Below are 15,631 nucleotides of genomic sequence, written 5' to 3'. Positions count from 1 at the left end.
GAGTAGCCGGCCCCGGGCCGCGCACGCGGTCCCGTACGCCCGTTCCCTAGTCCGTCAGCCAGACGGGGAGCGGGCGTACGGCTTCGCGCAGTGCGTCGGCGACGGCCCGGAACTCCTCCTGCCGGGCTGTTCCCGTGCGCATGGCGACGGCGATCCTCCGCGAGGGCGCGGGCTCGGCGAAGTACCCGGTGGCCAGCTGCTCGTTGCGGGCGGTCTCCAGCCGGAGCGCGGTGCGGGGCAGCAGTGTGACTCCCAGCCCGCCCGCGACCAGTTGCACGAGGGTGGACAGCCCGGCCGCGGTGGTGGTGACGTCCGCCCCGGCGGTGCGCCCCGCGTCCCGGCAGATCTCGAGGGCCTGGTCGCGCAGGCAGTGGCCCTCGTCCAGCAACAGCAGGTGCAGGCCGCGCAGTTCCTCGCGCGGGATGTCCGCCCGTCCGGCGAGCGGGTGCTCGCGGGGCACGAGCAGTACGAAGTCCTCGTCGAAGAGCGGCAGTTCGGTGATCCCGGGGACCCCGAGGGGAACGGCGAGCAGCAGCAGGTCGAGCCGTCCGCCGGCCAGCCCCTCCAGCAGCGAGGCCGTCTGCTCCTCGTGCACCTGGAGGTCGAGGCGGGGGTAGCGCCGGTGGAAGAGCCCGAGCACGGTCGGCAGCAGGTACGGGGCCACGGTGGGGATCACCCCGAGCCGCAGCACCCCGGTGAAGGGGGCCCGCACCGCCTCGGCCTCCTCCAGCAGTCCGCCCATGGCGTCGAGCACGGACCGCGCGCGGACCGCGATCCGCTCCCCGGCGGGCGAGAGCAGCACCTTGCGCGTGGTCCGCTCCAGCAGCTGCACCCCGAGCGCCTCCTCCAGCGCCGAGACGGCTCCGGACAGGGCGGGCTGGCTCATGCCGATGGCGGCGGCCGCGTCCCTGAAGTGCAGGTGTTCGGCGACGGCGGCGAAGGCCCGCAGCTGCGCGAGCGTCGCCTGCTTCGCTCCCCTATGACTCACAGCCACTGATAGGCACCTCCGATCACTCGTCTCTAGACTAGCTATTTCCACAATCAATGCAGGTGTGTCAGCATGTGAGATCCGTCCAACCCCCTTGGAAAGCCCCCAAAAGGGTTACTTTCCTTTCCGCAAGGAGAGCACGTGCTCACTGTCGGCGACCAGTTCCCCACCTACGACCTGACCGCTTGCGTCTCGCTCGAGGCCGGCGGCGAGTTCGCGCAGATCGACCACAAGACCTACGAGGGCAAGTGGAAGATCATGTTCTCCTGGCCGCTCGACTTCACCTTCGTGTGTCCGACCGAGATCGCCGCCTTCGGCAAGCTGAACGACGAGTTCGCCGACCGCGACGCCCAGATCCTCGGCTTCTCCCTCGACTCCGAGTACGTGCACCACGCCTGGCGCAAGGACCACGCCGACCTGCGTGACCTGCCCTTCCCGATGATGTCCGACATCAAGCGCGAGCTCTGCGCCGACCTCGGCATCCTCGGCGCGGACGGCCTGCCGATGCGCGCCGTCTTCATCGTGGACCCGAACAACGAGATCCAGTTCTCCATGGTGACCGCCGGTTCCGTCGGCCGTAACCCCAAGGAGGTCCTGCGGGTCCTCGACGCCCTGCAGACCGACGAGCTGTGCCCCTGCAACTGGACCAAGGGCGACAACACCATCGACGCCGGCGCGCTGCTGGCCGGTGAGTGACCCGTGTCCCTCGACTCCCTGAAGTCCGCCGTACCGGACTACGCCAAGGACCTGAAGCTGAACCTCGGCTCGGTCATCGGCAACCAGGACACCCTCTCCCGGCAGCAGCTGTGGGGCACGGTCCTGTCCTGCGCGATCGCCGCCCGCTCCCCGCGCGTCCTGCGTGAGCTGGAGCCGGAGGCGAAGGCGGCCCTGTCGCCCGAGGCGTACACCGCCGCCAAGTCCGCCGCCGCGGTCATGGCGATGAACAACGTCTTCTACCGCACCCGCCACCTGCTCTCCGACCCGGAGTACGGCAACCTGCGCGCGGGCCTGCGGATGAACGTCATCGGCAACCCGGGCGTGGAGAAGGTCGACTTCGAGCTGTGGTCGCTCGCCGTCTCCGCGATCAACGGCTGCGGCCAGTGCCTGGACTCGCACGAACAGGTCCTGCGCAAGGCCGGCGTCGACCGCGAGACGGTCCAGGAGGCCTTCAAGATCGCCTCGGTGATCCAGGCCGTCGCCGTCACCCTCGACTCCGAGGCCGCCCTCGCGGGCGAGTGACACCCCGTACGGAAGGAGGGGCCCCACGACTCCGGTCGTGGGGCCCCTTCACGTGTCTGCGTTCCTAGCGCCGCAGCTTCGCCATCAACGCCCGCACGTCCTCGATCATCGCCGCCTCGATCGCGTCCTCGTCGACGCCGGCGGCGCCGCCGGGGACCACGCCGCCCTCGTCCGCCGTCTGCTGGTACCACTCCACGGTCGCCGTGAAGACAGCCCCTCCGTCGAGCACCATGAGCCGCTTCCCGCTGTCCGCGTAGTACGGGTCGAGCACCGCCCGGTCTCCGAGCCCCGGCACCTCGCGGCGCTCCCCGAGGTTCAGCCGGGTCCCCGGGGTCGTTCCCGGGCCGCTGGCGAACTCCTCGGCGGGGTCGCCCTTCTTGTGCAGCTCGACGAGCACCTGGGTCGCGTACAGGACGGATCCCTTCTCGTACCGCATGCCGACGTGGCAATACGCCCAGTCCTGCGCGGGGTCCACGCCCTCGCCGCTCTGCCGCCCCTCGAAGGTCCGGCCGACGGTCTGGCCGAGCACCTTCAAGTCGACCTCCTTGCACAGGTCGCCGGAGTGCCGGTAGTCGATGCGCGGAGCGCTGGAGAAACGATCCTGCGCGGCCAGCGCGCCCGCCCACACCGCCGAGGCCACCACGACCCCGCCCAGCGCCCACAGCCACGGGGCGCGCGGGCCCCGTACCCGCTCGCGCGAAGGCTCAGGCTCCACCTCCGTCACCGCGGCCGGCCCCGCGGTGTCCCAGTCCCCGTCGATCTCGGGCTCGCCGATCATTCCCCGCCCCTCCCGCGACTACGTGCGCAGCGCCTCCATGAGGACGTGCATGTCGTCGATCATCGCAGCCCGGATCGTGTCGGGGTCGGGTTTCGGTGCCTTTGCCGCTCCCCTCGGCCGCTCCGTTCGTGCAGCCGCACCGAGACCTGGATGTCGTACGGGAGCCAGGGCCGGGGCAGCTTCGCCCCTGGCACGGGCGCGGCGTCGGCGCGTACCGCAGCGGCGGCGGGCGGTCCCGGCGAGCCGGAGCTCCCGCCGTCGGACTCAGGCTCGGTTGTCGCCTGTTCGCGTCTGCCCCGCCTCGAAAGGCGTCCGGCTCAGGGCCGTCGCCCCGTGCGGCGCGGGCCCGACCGGGGCGGGCCCGGGGTGGAGCTGGTCGCGGGAGTAGGCCCGCAGGTAGCCGACCACCGTGTTGGTGACGGCGACCAGCGGGACGGCGACCACCGCCCCGCCGATGCCCGCGATCAGGCCGCCGGCCGCCACCGACAGCACCACCGCGAGCGGGTGGACCCGTACCGCCCGGCCCAGGATGAAGGGCTGGAGCACGTGGCCCTCGATCTGCTGCACCGCCAGGACCACCAGCAGCACCATCAGCGCGGTGAACGGCCCCTGGGTCACGAGCGCGACGACCACCGCGAGGGCTCCGGAGACCACGGCGCCGACGAGCGGGATGAAGGCGAACAGGAAGATGAAGACGGCGAGCGGCACGGCCATCGTCACGTCGAGGAAGTAGAGCCCGAGGCCGATGAAGATGGCGTCGATGAGGGCGACGAGGACCGTGCCGCGCACGTACGCGGTCAGGGTGCGCCAGGCGCGCGGACCGGCGCCGGCCACGCCGGGGCGGGCGGCCGCCGGGAGCAGGCCCATCGTCCAGGTCCAGATGCGCTTGCCGTCGTAGAGCAGGAAGAGCGTGGAGAACATCGCGAGCAGCATGCCCGTCAGCACTTCGACGAGGACCGTGACGCCTTGCAGGCCGGCGGAGGTGATCTGCTCGGTGTTGGTCCCGATGGTCTCGCTGAGGTTCTTCGCGATGTCGTTGATCTGCTTCTCGGTCACGTGGAACGGACTGTCCAGCGCCCAGAGTTTGAGCTCGTTGATGCCGTCGCGGACCCGGTCGGAGAGCTGGTCGAGGTTGTCCATGACCTGCCAGACCACGAACCAGCCGACCAGTCCGATGACCACGAAGCCGAGGATCGCGGTGACGGCGGTGGCCAGCCCCCGCGGCATGCCGAGCCGGCGCAGCCGGACCACGAACGGCTGGAGCAGGGCGGTGACCAGGAGGGCGGCGGCGAAGGCGAGGACGACCAGGCGGACTTCGCTGATCACCCTCATCATGACCCAGAGCATCCCGGCGAGGAGCAGCAGCCGCCAGCTCGCCTCGGCGGCGACGCGCACGCCCCACGGGATGACGCTCACCGGGTCGGGGCGCAGCGGGACGGCGTAGCCCGCGGAGGGGTGTTCGGCGCCCGCCGGCGCGGACGCGGCGGAAGCGGAGGCCGAAGCGCCGCCGGGCCCCTCTGCGGTCACGGCGGGCACGGGGCCGGCGGGACGCAGCGGCAGATCACCGGAGGTCTCGGCCTCGACTTCGGCGCGCCGCTCCGCGAGCCGCGCCTCCACGTGGCTCAGCTTGCTCCCGAGCCGGCCGAGCCAGCCTGCCGTCTTCGCCATGTCGTTCCCTTCCCCCCGCCGCACCGCATACCCGGACACACCTCGAAAGACCGTACACGCGAGGAGCCCCGCACCGTAGGACGGTGCGGGGCTCCTCGAGGTTGAGGCGCGGGGGCGCCTTTCGTGCCCGGTGTCTAATACCAGCCGTTGGCCTGGTGGAAGTTCCAGGCTCCGCACGGGCTGCCGTAGCGGACGTTCATGTAGTTGAGACCCCACTCGATCTGGGTGGCGGGGTTGGTGCGCCAGTCGGCGCCGGCCGAGGCCATCTTCGAACCGGGAAGGGCCTGGACGAGACCGTAGGCGCCCGAGGACTTGTTCACGGCCTGGTAGTTCCAGGTGGATTCCTGGTTGATGATCTTGGAGAAGCACTGGAACTGCCCCGCCGGGACCATCTGCTGGGCGATCGCCTTGACCTGCGCGACCGTGTAGGAGGGCTGGAGCGCGAAGTCGGCTCCGTCGCGGGAGGCGGAACGGCTGGCAGCCTGCTCCTTCTCGTCCCGCTCCTTCTTCGCCTTCTCGTCCGCGGCCTTCTGGGCGTCGGCCTTCTTGGACTTGGCGTCCTGGGCTGCCTGGAGGCGGGCCGCCTCCTCGGCCGAGCGCTTGGCGTCGGAGTCGGCGGCGTGGGCGATGGCGTCGGCCTGCTGCGTCAGGGACGCGTTCTGGACCTGAGCCTGCTCGCCGACCGGGATGTCGGTGAGGAGAGTCGTCCCGGACGCGGTCGTCTCGAGATCGTTCGAGGCGGGGTCGCCAGTGGCAACGCCCACGACTGCGCCGACGGTGGTGACCGCCGTGGCCGAAGCCACAGCGAACCCCCGAACCGAGATCCGGCTCACACGGTGTCCTTCCAGCAGCGTCCGCAGTGACCACGCGGGCGCAAGAGTGCCCCTCGACACTGGCCTCCATGGTGGTGCGGTCACTGGAGACGCGGGCCCGTGGGCAACTCCCTTGCGGGAGTGCCTCGTGATGCTCCGGGCGGCATACGGCGATCAGTTGTGGAGTTAGTGGTACTGCGCGCATCTCACGGGAGATACAGGTGTGCCGTATGCGGGGCCTGACGGAAAACAGACTCTGCCGGACCGCGACACCGCAGGGCAATTATCCGTTGCGTGGGAAAGGTCACACCTGGCAGGACACCGTTGTTTTCGTCGAAGCCCTGTGCGCGAAGGCGCCGTCCGGCTAGGCTTTCGGGCCTTTGCCGGACGGCGCCAACTCGCCTTCCCGCTATGGGTTTTTTACCGGGGTTTTCGCCCTGTTTCGACCTACAGGGTCTCCAGCATCTCGGTGACCAGCGCGGCGATCGGGGAGCGCTCGGAGCGGGTCAGGGTGACGTGCGCGAAGAGCGGATGCCCCTTCAGCTTCTCGACCACGGCGACGACTCCGTCGTAGCGGCCGACCCGCAGATTGTCCCGCTGGGCCACGTCGTGGGTCAGAACGACCCGCGAATTGGCCCCGATCCGGGACAGAACGGTCAGCAGGACATTGCGCTCCAGCGACTGCGCCTCGTCCACGATCACGAAGGCGTCGTGCAGCGAGCGGCCCCTGATGTGCGTGAGCGGCAGGACTTCCAGCATCCCCCGGGTCAGCACCTCCTCGATGACCTCGCGCCCGGCGACCGCCGAGAGGGTGTCGAAGACCGCCTGCGCCCAGGGGCTCATCTTCTCGGACGCGTCCCCGGGCAGGTAGCCGAGGTCCTGGCCGCCGACCGCGTACAGCGGCCGGAAGACCATCACCTTCTGATGCTGCCTCCGTTCCAGCACGGCCTCCAGGCCCGCGCACAGCGCCAGTGCCGACTTTCCGGTGCCGGCCCGGCCGCCCATCGAGATGATCCCGATCTCGGGGTCGAGGAGGAGGTCGAGGGCGATCCGCTGCTCGGCGCTGCGGCCGTGGAGCCCGAAGGCCTCGCGGTCGCCCCGTACGAGCTTCACGTTGCCGTCGGCGGTGACGCGGCCGAGCGCCTTGCCGCGCTCGGACTGCAGGACCAGTCCGGTGTGCACGGGCAGTTCCGCCGTTTCCGGCACGTGGAGCCGCTCCTCGGAGTAGAGGAGGTCCACCTGCTCGCCGGAGAGCGCCAGCTCGCTCATGCCGGTCCAGCCGGCATCGGTGATCGCGAGCTCCGCGCGGTACTCCTCGGCGATCAGCCCCACGGAGGAGGCCTTGATGCGCAGCGGGAGATCCTTCGAGACGACCGTGACGTCGTATCCCTCGGCCTGGAGATTGCGGGCGACCGCGAGGATGCGCGAGTCGTTGTCCCCCAGTCGGAAGCCCGCCGGGAGCACGCTCGGGTCGGAGTGGTTGAGCTCGACACGCAGGGTGCCGCCGAGATCGCCCAGCGGGATGGGTGCGTCGAGGCGACCGTAGCGAACCCGGAAGTCGTCGAGCAGGCGCAGGGCCTGACGTGCGAAGTAGCCGAGTTCGGGATGGTGCCTCTTTGCCTCCAGCTCGGTGATCACCACGATCGGGAGCACGACCTCGTGCTCGTCGAAGCGGGAGATCGCGTTGGGGTCTGCCAGCAGGACGCTGGTGTCGAGGACGTAGGTCCGCCTGTCGGGCAGGCGGCGCTTTGTGCTGGTCACCACGGAAGGACGTACCCCCTCGGAAGAGGTCGGGCCATGAAGACCGGACCGGTCATCGGCACCCATGCGCGGGCCGATTTCCGGCCCTCCACTCCGTCCGTGCGAACCGCACGTGCGTCCTGATGCAAAGGGCCTCCCGGGCGGACGACCCCATGCCGTCCGCTGAGACTCGACACCCGTGGATCGGGCGTCGACCTGCAAGGGGTATTCCCCGAATGGGTCCAGCCATGCCATGGCATATGACGGACGCTCGGTGAATCCCTGGTGAAGGCCTCGCGCGGAGGGTCCCGAAGGCGGGGAGGGGCGTACGGGAGCACGGAGACGGCGCGCCGCGGAAGGGTCCGGGCGCGCCGTGGGGTGCCGAGGGGGCGTCAGACACCCGCAGGTCAGGTGCCGTACGAGGAGTCGCGCGGGTGACTCAGGCGCCGTAGCGCCGGTGGCGGGCGGCGTAGTCGCGCAGGGCGCGCAGGAAGTCGACCTTGCGGAAGGCGGGCCAGAAGACTTCGCAGAAGTAGTACTCGGAGTGCGCGCTCTGCCACAGCATGAATCCGGACAGCCGCTGCTCGCCGCTGGTGCGGATCACGAGGTCCGGGTCGGGCTGACCGCGCGTGTAGAGGTGCTCCGCGATGTGGTCGATGTCGAGGATCTCGGCGAGCTCCTCGAAGGAGGTGCCCTTCGACGCGTGCTCCAGCAGGAGCGAGCGGACGGCGTCGGCGATCTCCTGGCGGCCGCCGTAGCCGACGGCGACGTTGACGAGTATCCCGTCGACGCCCCGGGTGGCCTCCTCGGCCTCCTTCAGGACGTTCTGCGTCCCGGCGGGCAGGATGTCGAGGTTGCCCACGTGGTGGACGCGCCAGCGGCCGTCCGCGGCGAGGCCGCGCACCGTGTTCTCGATGATGTTGAGCAGCGGGCGGAGCTCGACCTCGGGCCGGTCCAGGTTGTCCGTGGAGAGCATCCACAGGGTGACGACCTCGACGTCCGTCTCGGTGCACCAGCCCAGCATCTCGGAGATCTTGTCGGCACCGGCCTGGTGGCCCTGTTCCGTGGTCCCTCCGGACGCCTTCGCCCAGCGGCGGTTCCCGTCCAGAATGACGCCGATGTGCTTGGGCGCCGCATCATGGTCGAGGCGGCCTTCCACCCGGCGTGCGTAGAGCCTGTACACCAGGTCGCGCAGCTTCACGATCTTCCAGCCCCTCCGTGCGATGCCCCCGTGCGACATGCGGTACCCCCGAGTCCGCCACATTACTGCGCGGCGGGATCGGGTACCCAACTCGGTCATGTCACGAGTCCGTGATAGGGAGGACAACGTGACTGAAAACAATCCCTATCGGGCAGAGCCCTCGCGCTACGACTCCATGGAGTACCGGCGCACCGGCCGCAGCGGCCTGAAGCTCCCCGCCATCTCCCTCGGCCTCTGGCACAACTTCGGTGACGACGCGTCGCTGGCCTCCCAGCGGGCGATCCTGCGCCGGGCCTTCGACCTCGGCGTCACCCACTTCGACCTCGCGAACAACTACGGCCCGCCCCCCGGCTCGGCCGAGCTCAATTTCGGCAAGATCTTCGCGCAGGACTTCGCGTCCCACCGCGAGGAGCTGGTGCTCTCCACCAAGGCCGGATACCTGATGCACGCCGGGCCGTACGGCGAGTGGGGCAGCCGCAAGTACCTGCTCGGGTCTCTGGACGCGTCGCTGAAGCGGATGGGCGTCGACTACGTCGACGTCTTCTACTCGCACCGCTTCGACCCGGACACCCCGCTGGAGGAGACCATGAGCGCGCTCGCGTCCGCGGTCCAGCAGGGCAAGGCCCTGTACGTGGGCGTCTCCTCGTACACCGCGGAGCAGACGGCGGAGGCGGCCCGGCTGCTGCGGGAGATGGGCGTCCGCCCGCTCATCCACCAGCCCTCCTACTCCATGATCAACCGCTGGACGGAGGAGGACGGCCTGCTGGACACCCTGGAGGAGGCCGGCATGGGCTGCATCTCCTTCGTGCCGCTCGCGCAGGGCCTGCTGACCGGCAAGTACCTCAAGGGCATCCCGGAGGGCTCGCGGGCCACGCAGGGCAAGTCCCTGAACCCGGCCCTGCTGTCGCAGGACGTCGTACGCCGGCTGAACGGGCTGAACGACATCGCGGCCCGGCGCGGCCAGACGCTGGCGCAGCTGGCGCTGAACTGGGTGCTGCGCGACGAGCGGATGACGTCGGCGCTGATCGGCGCGTCGAGCGTGAAGCAGCTCGAGGAGAACGTGGCTTCCCTGTCCGGCGCACCGCTGTCGGAGCACGAGCTGAAGGAGATCGACTCCTTCGCGGTGTCCACCCCCGGCGCCAACATCTGGGCCCAGCGGGACTGACCTGCGGCTTTGCCCGTCGGGTCCGGGGCACAAAAAACGGGCCGGTCCGTGGGGGGGATACGGACCGGCCCGAGGGGGGGGTTCCACCATAACCCTTCGTAAAGCCCGCTGCGTGCATTGCCGCGACACGATTACGCTCCGGAGCCGTCCAGCAGCACTCCGGTGAGCCGAAACCGCCCTACGAGGCATGCGGGGCCCGGCCTGAGCCGGTACTCGGCCCTGGGCGGCCGTACCCCCCAGGAGGGACCTCGGGTCCGGGCGCCGGCTTGACGCCCAGGGGTGTCCTGCCGCTCAGGCCGGATCAGCCGCGGACCCGGCCTGATCGGCGGGACACCCCCTACGCTGACCGGCATGCGGATCAGGGGGCACTGGCGCGACGGCGGGGCCACGCTCGACCTCGGCCCGGCGCCGGGGCCGGCGGGGGCGGGGGCAGTACCGGGAGCGCCGGCCGGCGCCCCTGTGGAGGTGCCCGCGGAGGTGCGCGCGGAGGTGCGCGTGGAGGTGGCCGCCTCCTACGCGGCCCGGACGCGGGGGCTGCTCGGACGGGACGGGATCGACGGGGCGATGCTCCTCACCCCGGCCGCGAGCGTGCACACGTTCCGGATGCGCTTCGCCATCGACGTGGCCTATCTGGACCGACGGCTCAGGGTCATCGCGCTGACCACCATGCCCCCCGGCCGGCTCGGACTCCCCCGGCTCCGCTCCCGCCACGTCCTGGAAGCCGAGGCCGGGGCCATGGCCGCCTGGGGGCTGCGCGTAGGGTCCACCCTCCGGGTCCGTCTCGACTCGCGCTAGGCGGGGTCCCGCCCCGGCGGTAGGTTGGGGCGGTTGAGCTGGGGTGGCAGGGGAGCGGCATGACGGAGAACGCGCGCATCAAAGCGCTGGAGCAGATCATGCCGGCGACTCACGGAGCCGACGAGGACATCGACTGGCAGGCGGCCGAGGCCGTCTGGGGCAGCCGATTCCCCGCCGACTTCATCGCCTTCATGGGCCGCTTCGGCGCCGGCTCCATCAACGGCGAGGCGAGCGTGCTGCTGCCGCTGCCCAAGCCCGGGCTCCAGTGGGACCCGGCGCAGATGGCGGAGGAGACCGCCAACGCCCGCCAGATCTGGGAGGCCGAGGGCGGCCGGGCCGCCTTCGACGTGGACCCGGAGTCGATCCTCGCCTGGGGAGTCACGGGCGGCTCCGACATCCTGTGCTGGCTGACGACCGATCCGGACCCGGACAGCTGGCCCGTCCTGGTGGTGGGCCGCCACACCGCCGACTCCTTCGCCGTGTACCCGTACGGCATGGGCGAGTTCCTGTACCGGCTGTGCTCCGACGAGTTCGACGTGAGCCCGGTCAGCATCACCTTCTGGGACGGCGGCCACCTCAGCTTCGTGCACTGGCAGAAGGCCCAGCGGCGCTGGCAGGAGGGCCGCAACCCCGAGACGGGCGAGCCCGACCCGTACGCGGGCGACTTCTCCGACTGACGCCGGACCCTCCCCCGCTCCCGCCACCCGCTCCTCCCGCTCCCCCCTCGCTCCCCCGAGTCCCCTTCAACCCGTTCCGCGGCCGGAAACGGGCGTTTCGGCATGTCTACGCGCGTCCGAATTGGTGATCACATATCGGAAAACACCATTCGGAAATGCCGTACTTGGAGCATTGACCACAAGTGCCGACCCAATGGAACCAATCACCCTTGCCCGGGAGAGAATTCCGGCCAACGGGCCACGGAGGGACACCACAGCCCGGAGTGACTCATAAGTAATAACGCGCCTCAAAAGAAAATCAGGGGAATACACCCGTGCGACGAAGAATCTTCGGCACGGCCGCCACCACGGTCGTGCTCGGTCTGCTGATACCGCTGGCCGGCTGCGGCGGCTCGGACGGAAGCGACGCAGGTGACGGCAACACGCTCCGCCTCGTCGCCGCCGAATACGGCGACGGCACCGCCAACAGTTCCAAGGAGTTCTGGGACAAGGTGACGGCTGATTTCACCGCCGCCAACCCCGGTATCAAGGTCCAGGTCCAGCTGCTTCCGTGGGCCGACATCGACCGCGAAGTCTCCCGTATGGTCAAGGCCGGCAACGCGCCGGACATGGCCCTCATGGGCGCTTACTCGGACTTCGCGGCGCAGGGCAAGCTCTATTCCGCCGACGAACTCCTCTCGGTCACCGCCGAAGCGAACTTCCTCCAGCCGCTCGCCGAGGCCGGATCCGTCCGCAACACCCTCTACGGCCTGCCCTTCGTCGCGAGCAGCCGCCTGCTCTTCCTCAACGAGGCCCTGTTCAAGCAGGCCGGCCTCAAGGAATCCCCCAAGACGTGGTCAGACCTCAAGGCCGCCGCCAAGGCGCTCAAGGACAAGGGCGTGAAGTACCCGTACGCCATGCCCCTGGGCCCGGAGGAGGCCCACGCCGAGGCGATGATCTGGGAGCTCAGCAACGGCGGCGGCTACGCCGACAACAGCGGGAACTACAGCCTGGCTTCCGACCAGAACATCCAGACCTTCAAGTGGATCAAGGACAACCTGGTCGCCCCCGGCCTGCTCGGCCCCACCCCGCCGTCCCAGCTCAACCGCGCCGACGCCTTCGCGGCCTTCACACGCGGCGAGGTCGGCATGGTCAACGGCTACCCGTCGCTCGCCCACGAGGCGCGCGCCAAGGGCATCGAGGTCCGTCCCGTCGCGATGCCCATCTCGGACATGCTCGGCTCCGGGGAGAGCACGCCGACCGTCGGCGTGGCCGACTGGATGATGGCGTTCAAGCAGCGCGGCCACCGCGCCGAGATCGGCACGTTCCTGGACTTCCTCTACCAGGACAAGAACCTCTCGGACTTCGCCGGCCGCTACCACCTGCTGCCGTCGACCGTCTCCGCCTCCCGCACCCTGGCCGGCAGCGGCGGCATGGACAAGACCGACACCGAGTTCCTGACCGCCCTGCGCGGCGCCCAGCTCTACCCGGTCAACGACCCGTCCTGGGTGACCGTCAGCGACACCATCAAGCGCAACATCGGGCGGGCCGTGGACCCGAGCGGCGACCCGAAGACCGTCCTGGAGGAGATCGCCTCGAAGGCGGGCGAGGCCTCCAAGAAGCACTGAGCCCTCCTTCTCCGAGCCGCGGCCCCGTCGCCCGCCGCGCACCCACAAGGTGCGCGGGGCGGCCGGCCCACCGCCCGGACAGCCCTCAGCCGGCGCCCTGGTTGTGCGGGGTGAACGCCGTGCGGTACTGCTCGCAGTCGGAGTCCCAGGCCAGAGAACCGGTGAGGGTGCCGTAGCCGGTGCGGGTCACCGACCATTCCACCGTGTACTTCCCGGTGTCACATGCGATGCGCTTGCCGCCCGGCACCTTCGCCCGGCCCGTCGCCGGCCGGTTCGTCAGCTCCTGGTGCACCTCGGCGGCCTTGGCGCGGTTCGCGCTCCGCAGCACGGCGTGCACGACGATCGGGTGCTTGCCGTCCTTGGTGGTCAGCATCTTCTTCACCCCCTGCGAGTCCGCGACCGACCACGCGAACTCGTACCCCGGCTCCCAGGCCAGGGTCTTGGGGTCGGGGACCTTTCGCTCGAAGTCCTCGGCACCCTTGGGGCCGGGCCGGGTCACCGTCTTGTACCGGATGCCCGGCTGGAAGCGGAACTGCGCCTCCACCTTGTGCATGTCGTCCTTCGTCCACATCGACTTCATCGCCTTCTCCCCTCCACTCGGGTCCTGGAGGTACGCCGTGCCGTCGGCGGCGGTGGCGGACCCCTGGCAGAGGGCGGGGGCGAGGGCCGCCGCGGCGGTGGCGAGGGCGAGAGCGGCAATGCGGGTGCGCTTCATGCCCGGCCCAACGGGGCCTCCGGCGGGCCGGAACGACGCCGGGCGCCCTTTCACCCGTACGAGATCGGCGGCGCGGTCCGCCGCGCGGGCCGGTACCGGGGCCGCCGCGCGGGCCGGAATATCCGGTGATCGACTCCGTGTTGGCGTGTGCGGAAGCCGGTCCGCAGCACCGGCCCGACCGGGGGGAAGAAGACGATGACTGTGGACGTGAGCGGCACGGTGGCGGCGGGCTGGGAGCCGGTGCGCGAGGAGTTCGAGGCCTTCGTGGCCGCCGAGCGGATCTCGCCGGAGGCGCAGCTCGCGGTGCACCACCGGGGCCGGCGCGTGGTCGACCTCTGGGCGGGCGAGGACACCGGCGCGGACACCCTGAGCGGGGTCTTCTCGGTCACCAAGGGCGCGGCCCACCTGGTGGTGGCCCTGCTCGCGCAGGACGGCGTACTGGAGCTGGACCGGCCGGTGTCGGCGTACTGGCCGGAGTTCACCGGGGACGGCAAGGAGCGGCTGACGGTGCGGCAGCTGGTCGCGCACCAGTCCGGACTGGTCAACACCGCCGAGGGCTTCGACTACGACGAGCTCGCTGACGACGCGCTGATCGCGGAGCGGCTGGCCGGGCAGCGGCCGTACTGGGAGCCGGGGACGGCGTACGGCTACCACGCCTACGTCATCGGCGCGCTGACCGGCGAGGTCGTGCGCCGGGCGACGGGACGCTCGATCCAGGAGCTGTACGAGGAGCGGATCCGCACGCCGTTCGGGCTGGACCTGTACATGGGACTGCCCGAGGCGCACGAAGGGCGCTGGCGGCCGGTCCTGGAGATGGTGCCCACGCCGGAGCAGGAGGCCGAGGGCGCCGAGGGCGCGGCGACTGCTCCGGAGCTGCTGCCGGTGGCCTTCAACCTGCACTGCGATCCGCCGGCGGACCTGGTCGCCTTCGCCAATCACCCGCGGGTACGGGCCCTCGGCCCGGCCTCGGCCGGCGGCATCGGTTCCGCGCGGGCCGTCGCGGGGATGTACGCGGCCGCGATCGGCGTCCTGGACGGCCGGCCCGCGCTGCTGACCGCGCGGACGGCGGCCGAGGTGGCGCGCTCGCACGGGGCGGAGCTGGGCCCCGACCTGGTGACGGGTGAGGCCGACCACTTCGGCCTGGGCTTCAAGCGGCAGCCGGCGGTCGGCCCGGAGGCCTTCGGGCACTCGGGCGCGGCGGGCGCCCAGGGCTTCGCCGACCCGGTGACGGGCGTCGCGTACGGCTACACCCGCCGCCGCTTCGCCTTCCCCGGCGGTGCCGCCGGGGAGAACGGCCCCCTGACGGCGGCGGTCCTGAAGGTGGCGCGGGGCTGAGGGCGGCCAGCGGCTGATGGTGGCTCAGGGTGCCGGGTCCGCTGGGGCCCTGAGGCCGGCTCAGGAGCTGGGGCCGGTGACCACCGGGAAGCCGGTGGGCCGGCCCTGTTCCTTCAGCCAGGCCAGCACCTGGTCGAGGGCCTCCACGGTCTGGGTGCGGTTGCCGCCGCCGTCGTGGAAGAGGACGGTCGGGCCGTTCTTCATCTCGCCCTTGACCGTGTTGACGATCGTCGCGGCCCCCGGCTTCTCGAAGTCCTTGCTGTCGATGTTCCAGCCCAGCGGGCGCATGCCGTTGGCGGCGGCCAGGGCCCTGCTCTCGGGGGTGAACGCGCCGCCGGGGGCCCGGTAGTACTCCACCTTGGCCCCGCCGCCCGCCGCGTCCTCGATCAGCTTCTTCGCGTCGAGGATCTGCCGGCGCTGGTAGTCGAGGGGCTTCTTGTCCATCGCCGTGTCGTGGTCCATGGTGTGGTCGCAGAGCCGGTGGCCGCCCGCGACGACCTTCTTGACCAGGTCGGGGTGGGCCTCGGCCTGCGGGCCGATCATGCAGAAGGTCGCCTTCACGTCGTACTTCGCGAGGACCTCGAGCACCTTCGGCGTCCACTTGGGGTCGGGTCCGTCGTCGATGGTTATGTTGACCGCGTCGCCGCCGCTCTCCGACGCGTGGGCTATGCCGTCCGGGACCTGACGCCCCGGATTGCCGGGCGCCTGCGGGTCGGTGGCGCCGCCTCCCGGCGCGGGGTCGTCCGTCTGCCGGGAGACGTTCTCGTGGTTGGTGTCGCGGCCCGGATCGACGATCGCCGTCACTCCCCACACCGTCGCGGCCACCGCCACGGCCGCCCCGACGACGGCCATCCGTGCCCGTATGCCCTGCATGTGCGTGCGCGCCATGAACCGTTGCTTTGATCATCAAG

Annotated in this window: 15 protein-coding genes; 7 read left to right on the top strand and 8 right to left on the bottom strand. The window is 70.7% G+C overall.

The features are described from left to right. Positions 1–46: 46 nt before the first annotated feature. Entirely contained in the window at positions 47–994 is a 948-nt protein-coding gene (locus J7F03_RS25845; protein ID WP_214953474.1) for a hydrogen peroxide-inducible genes activator, read from the bottom strand. 135 nt (positions 995–1,129) lie between these two features. Here J7F03_RS25845 and J7F03_RS25840 point away from each other — a divergent pair, with 135 nt between their 5' ends. Then, positions 1,130–1,684, top strand: coding sequence for a peroxiredoxin (locus J7F03_RS25840; RefSeq protein ID WP_214953472.1), 555 nt, complete (start codon positions 1,130–1,132; stop codon positions 1,682–1,684). Positions 1,685–1,687: 3 nt separating this feature from the next. Further along, the gene (locus J7F03_RS25835) at positions 1,688–2,227 is read left to right on the top strand and encodes an alkyl hydroperoxide reductase (RefSeq protein WP_214953469.1); all 540 of its coding nucleotides are present in this window, start codon (positions 1,688–1,690) and stop codon (positions 2,225–2,227) included. 64 nt (positions 2,228–2,291) lie between these two features. Here the strand turns inward: J7F03_RS25835 and J7F03_RS25830 are convergent, their stop codons facing one another. From J7F03_RS25830 to J7F03_RS25810, 5 genes are all read right to left on the bottom strand, one after another. Next, complete coding sequence (locus tag J7F03_RS25830; protein WP_214953467.1) at positions 2,292–3,005, bottom strand: hypothetical protein; 714 nt, start codon at positions 3,003–3,005, stop codon at positions 2,292–2,294. Positions 3,006–3,269: 264 nt separating this feature from the next. Further along, the gene (locus J7F03_RS25825) at positions 3,270–4,673 is read right to left on the bottom strand and encodes an AI-2E family transporter (RefSeq protein WP_214953466.1); all 1,404 of its coding nucleotides are present in this window, start codon (positions 4,671–4,673) and stop codon (positions 3,270–3,272) included. Between the two features lie 134 nt (positions 4,674–4,807). Further along, a complete protein-coding gene (locus tag J7F03_RS25820) occupies positions 4,808–5,524 on the bottom strand; it encodes a transglycosylase SLT domain-containing protein (RefSeq protein WP_214953543.1) in 717 nt (238 codons plus the stop codon). 408 nt (positions 5,525–5,932) lie between these two features. Further along, on the bottom strand, positions 5,933–7,249 hold the full coding sequence (locus tag J7F03_RS25815) for a PhoH family protein (protein ID WP_214953464.1): 1,317 nt from the start codon (positions 7,247–7,249) through the stop codon (positions 5,933–5,935). 415 nt (positions 7,250–7,664) lie between these two features. Next, a complete protein-coding gene (locus J7F03_RS25810; protein WP_214953541.1) occupies positions 7,665–8,426 on the bottom strand; it encodes an isoprenyl transferase in 762 nt (253 codons plus the stop codon). Positions 8,427–8,553: 127 nt separating this feature from the next. Here J7F03_RS25810 and mgrA point away from each other — a divergent pair, with 127 nt between their 5' ends. From mgrA to J7F03_RS25790, 4 genes are all read left to right on the top strand, one after another. After that, the gene (mgrA, locus tag J7F03_RS25805; RefSeq protein ID WP_214953462.1) at positions 8,554–9,591 is read left to right on the top strand and encodes an L-glyceraldehyde 3-phosphate reductase; all 1,038 of its coding nucleotides are present in this window, start codon (positions 8,554–8,556) and stop codon (positions 9,589–9,591) included. A 351-nt stretch (positions 9,592–9,942) separates the two neighbouring features. Continuing rightward, on the top strand, positions 9,943–10,386 hold the full coding sequence (locus J7F03_RS25800) for a DUF192 domain-containing protein (protein ID WP_214953461.1): 444 nt from the start codon (positions 9,943–9,945) through the stop codon (positions 10,384–10,386). 59 nt (positions 10,387–10,445) lie between these two features. Further along, entirely contained in the window at positions 10,446–11,063 is a 618-nt protein-coding gene (locus J7F03_RS25795; RefSeq protein ID WP_214953459.1) for an SMI1/KNR4 family protein, read from the top strand. A 314-nt stretch (positions 11,064–11,377) separates the two neighbouring features. Then, positions 11,378–12,670 (top strand): extracellular solute-binding protein, encoded by a 1,293-nt coding sequence (locus J7F03_RS25790; protein ID WP_308379965.1) that lies wholly within the window; start codon positions 11,378–11,380, stop codon positions 12,668–12,670. Positions 12,671–12,755: 85 nt separating this feature from the next. Here J7F03_RS25790 and J7F03_RS25785 read toward each other — a convergent pair whose 3' ends face one another. After that, a complete protein-coding gene (locus J7F03_RS25785; protein WP_214953457.1) occupies positions 12,756–13,385 on the bottom strand; it encodes a hypothetical protein in 630 nt (209 codons plus the stop codon). Between the two features lie 195 nt (positions 13,386–13,580). On the opposite strand from J7F03_RS25785, the gene J7F03_RS25780 reads away from it, so the two are divergent. Further along, positions 13,581–14,720 carry a serine hydrolase domain-containing protein gene (locus J7F03_RS25780; protein ID WP_214953454.1) on the top strand — a complete coding sequence of 380 codons (1,140 nt, stop codon included), beginning with the start codon at positions 13,581–13,583 and terminating at the stop codon, positions 14,718–14,720. Between the two features lie 60 nt (positions 14,721–14,780). Here the strand turns inward: J7F03_RS25780 and J7F03_RS25775 are convergent, their stop codons facing one another. Continuing rightward, positions 14,781–15,608, bottom strand: a complete 828-nt coding sequence (locus J7F03_RS25775) for a polysaccharide deacetylase family protein (RefSeq protein ID WP_214953452.1) — start codon at positions 15,606–15,608, stop codon at positions 14,781–14,783. Positions 15,609–15,631 lie beyond the last annotated feature (23 nt).

The organism is Streptomyces sp. ISL-43, from assembly GCF_018614195.1.
In the GTDB taxonomy this organism is placed as follows: Bacteria; Actinomycetota; Actinomycetes; order Streptomycetales; family Streptomycetaceae; genus Streptomyces.
Note: the sequence above shows the minus strand (reverse complement) of the source record. Positions and strands in the feature narration are given on the sequence as shown.

Coding starts and splice junctions, on each gene's coding strand:
- J7F03_RS25800 (WP_214953461.1), top strand. CDS start 9,943: ATGCGGATCAGGGGGCACTGGCGCGACGGCGGGGCCACGCTCGACCTC.
- J7F03_RS25830 (WP_214953467.1), bottom strand. CDS start 3,005: ATGATCGGCGAGCCCGAGATCGACGGGGACTGGGACACCGCGGGGCCG.
- J7F03_RS25795 (WP_214953459.1), top strand. CDS start 10,446: ATGACGGAGAACGCGCGCATCAAAGCGCTGGAGCAGATCATGCCGGCG.
- J7F03_RS25785 (WP_214953457.1), bottom strand. CDS start 13,385: ATGAAGCGCACCCGCATTGCCGCTCTCGCCCTCGCCACCGCCGCGGCG.
- J7F03_RS25780 (WP_214953454.1), top strand. CDS start 13,581: ATGACTGTGGACGTGAGCGGCACGGTGGCGGCGGGCTGGGAGCCGGTG.
- J7F03_RS25775 (WP_214953452.1), bottom strand. CDS start 15,608: ATGGCGCGCACGCACATGCAGGGCATACGGGCACGGATGGCCGTCGTC.
- J7F03_RS25825 (WP_214953466.1), bottom strand. CDS start 4,673: ATGGCGAAGACGGCAGGCTGGCTCGGCCGGCTCGGGAGCAAGCTGAGC.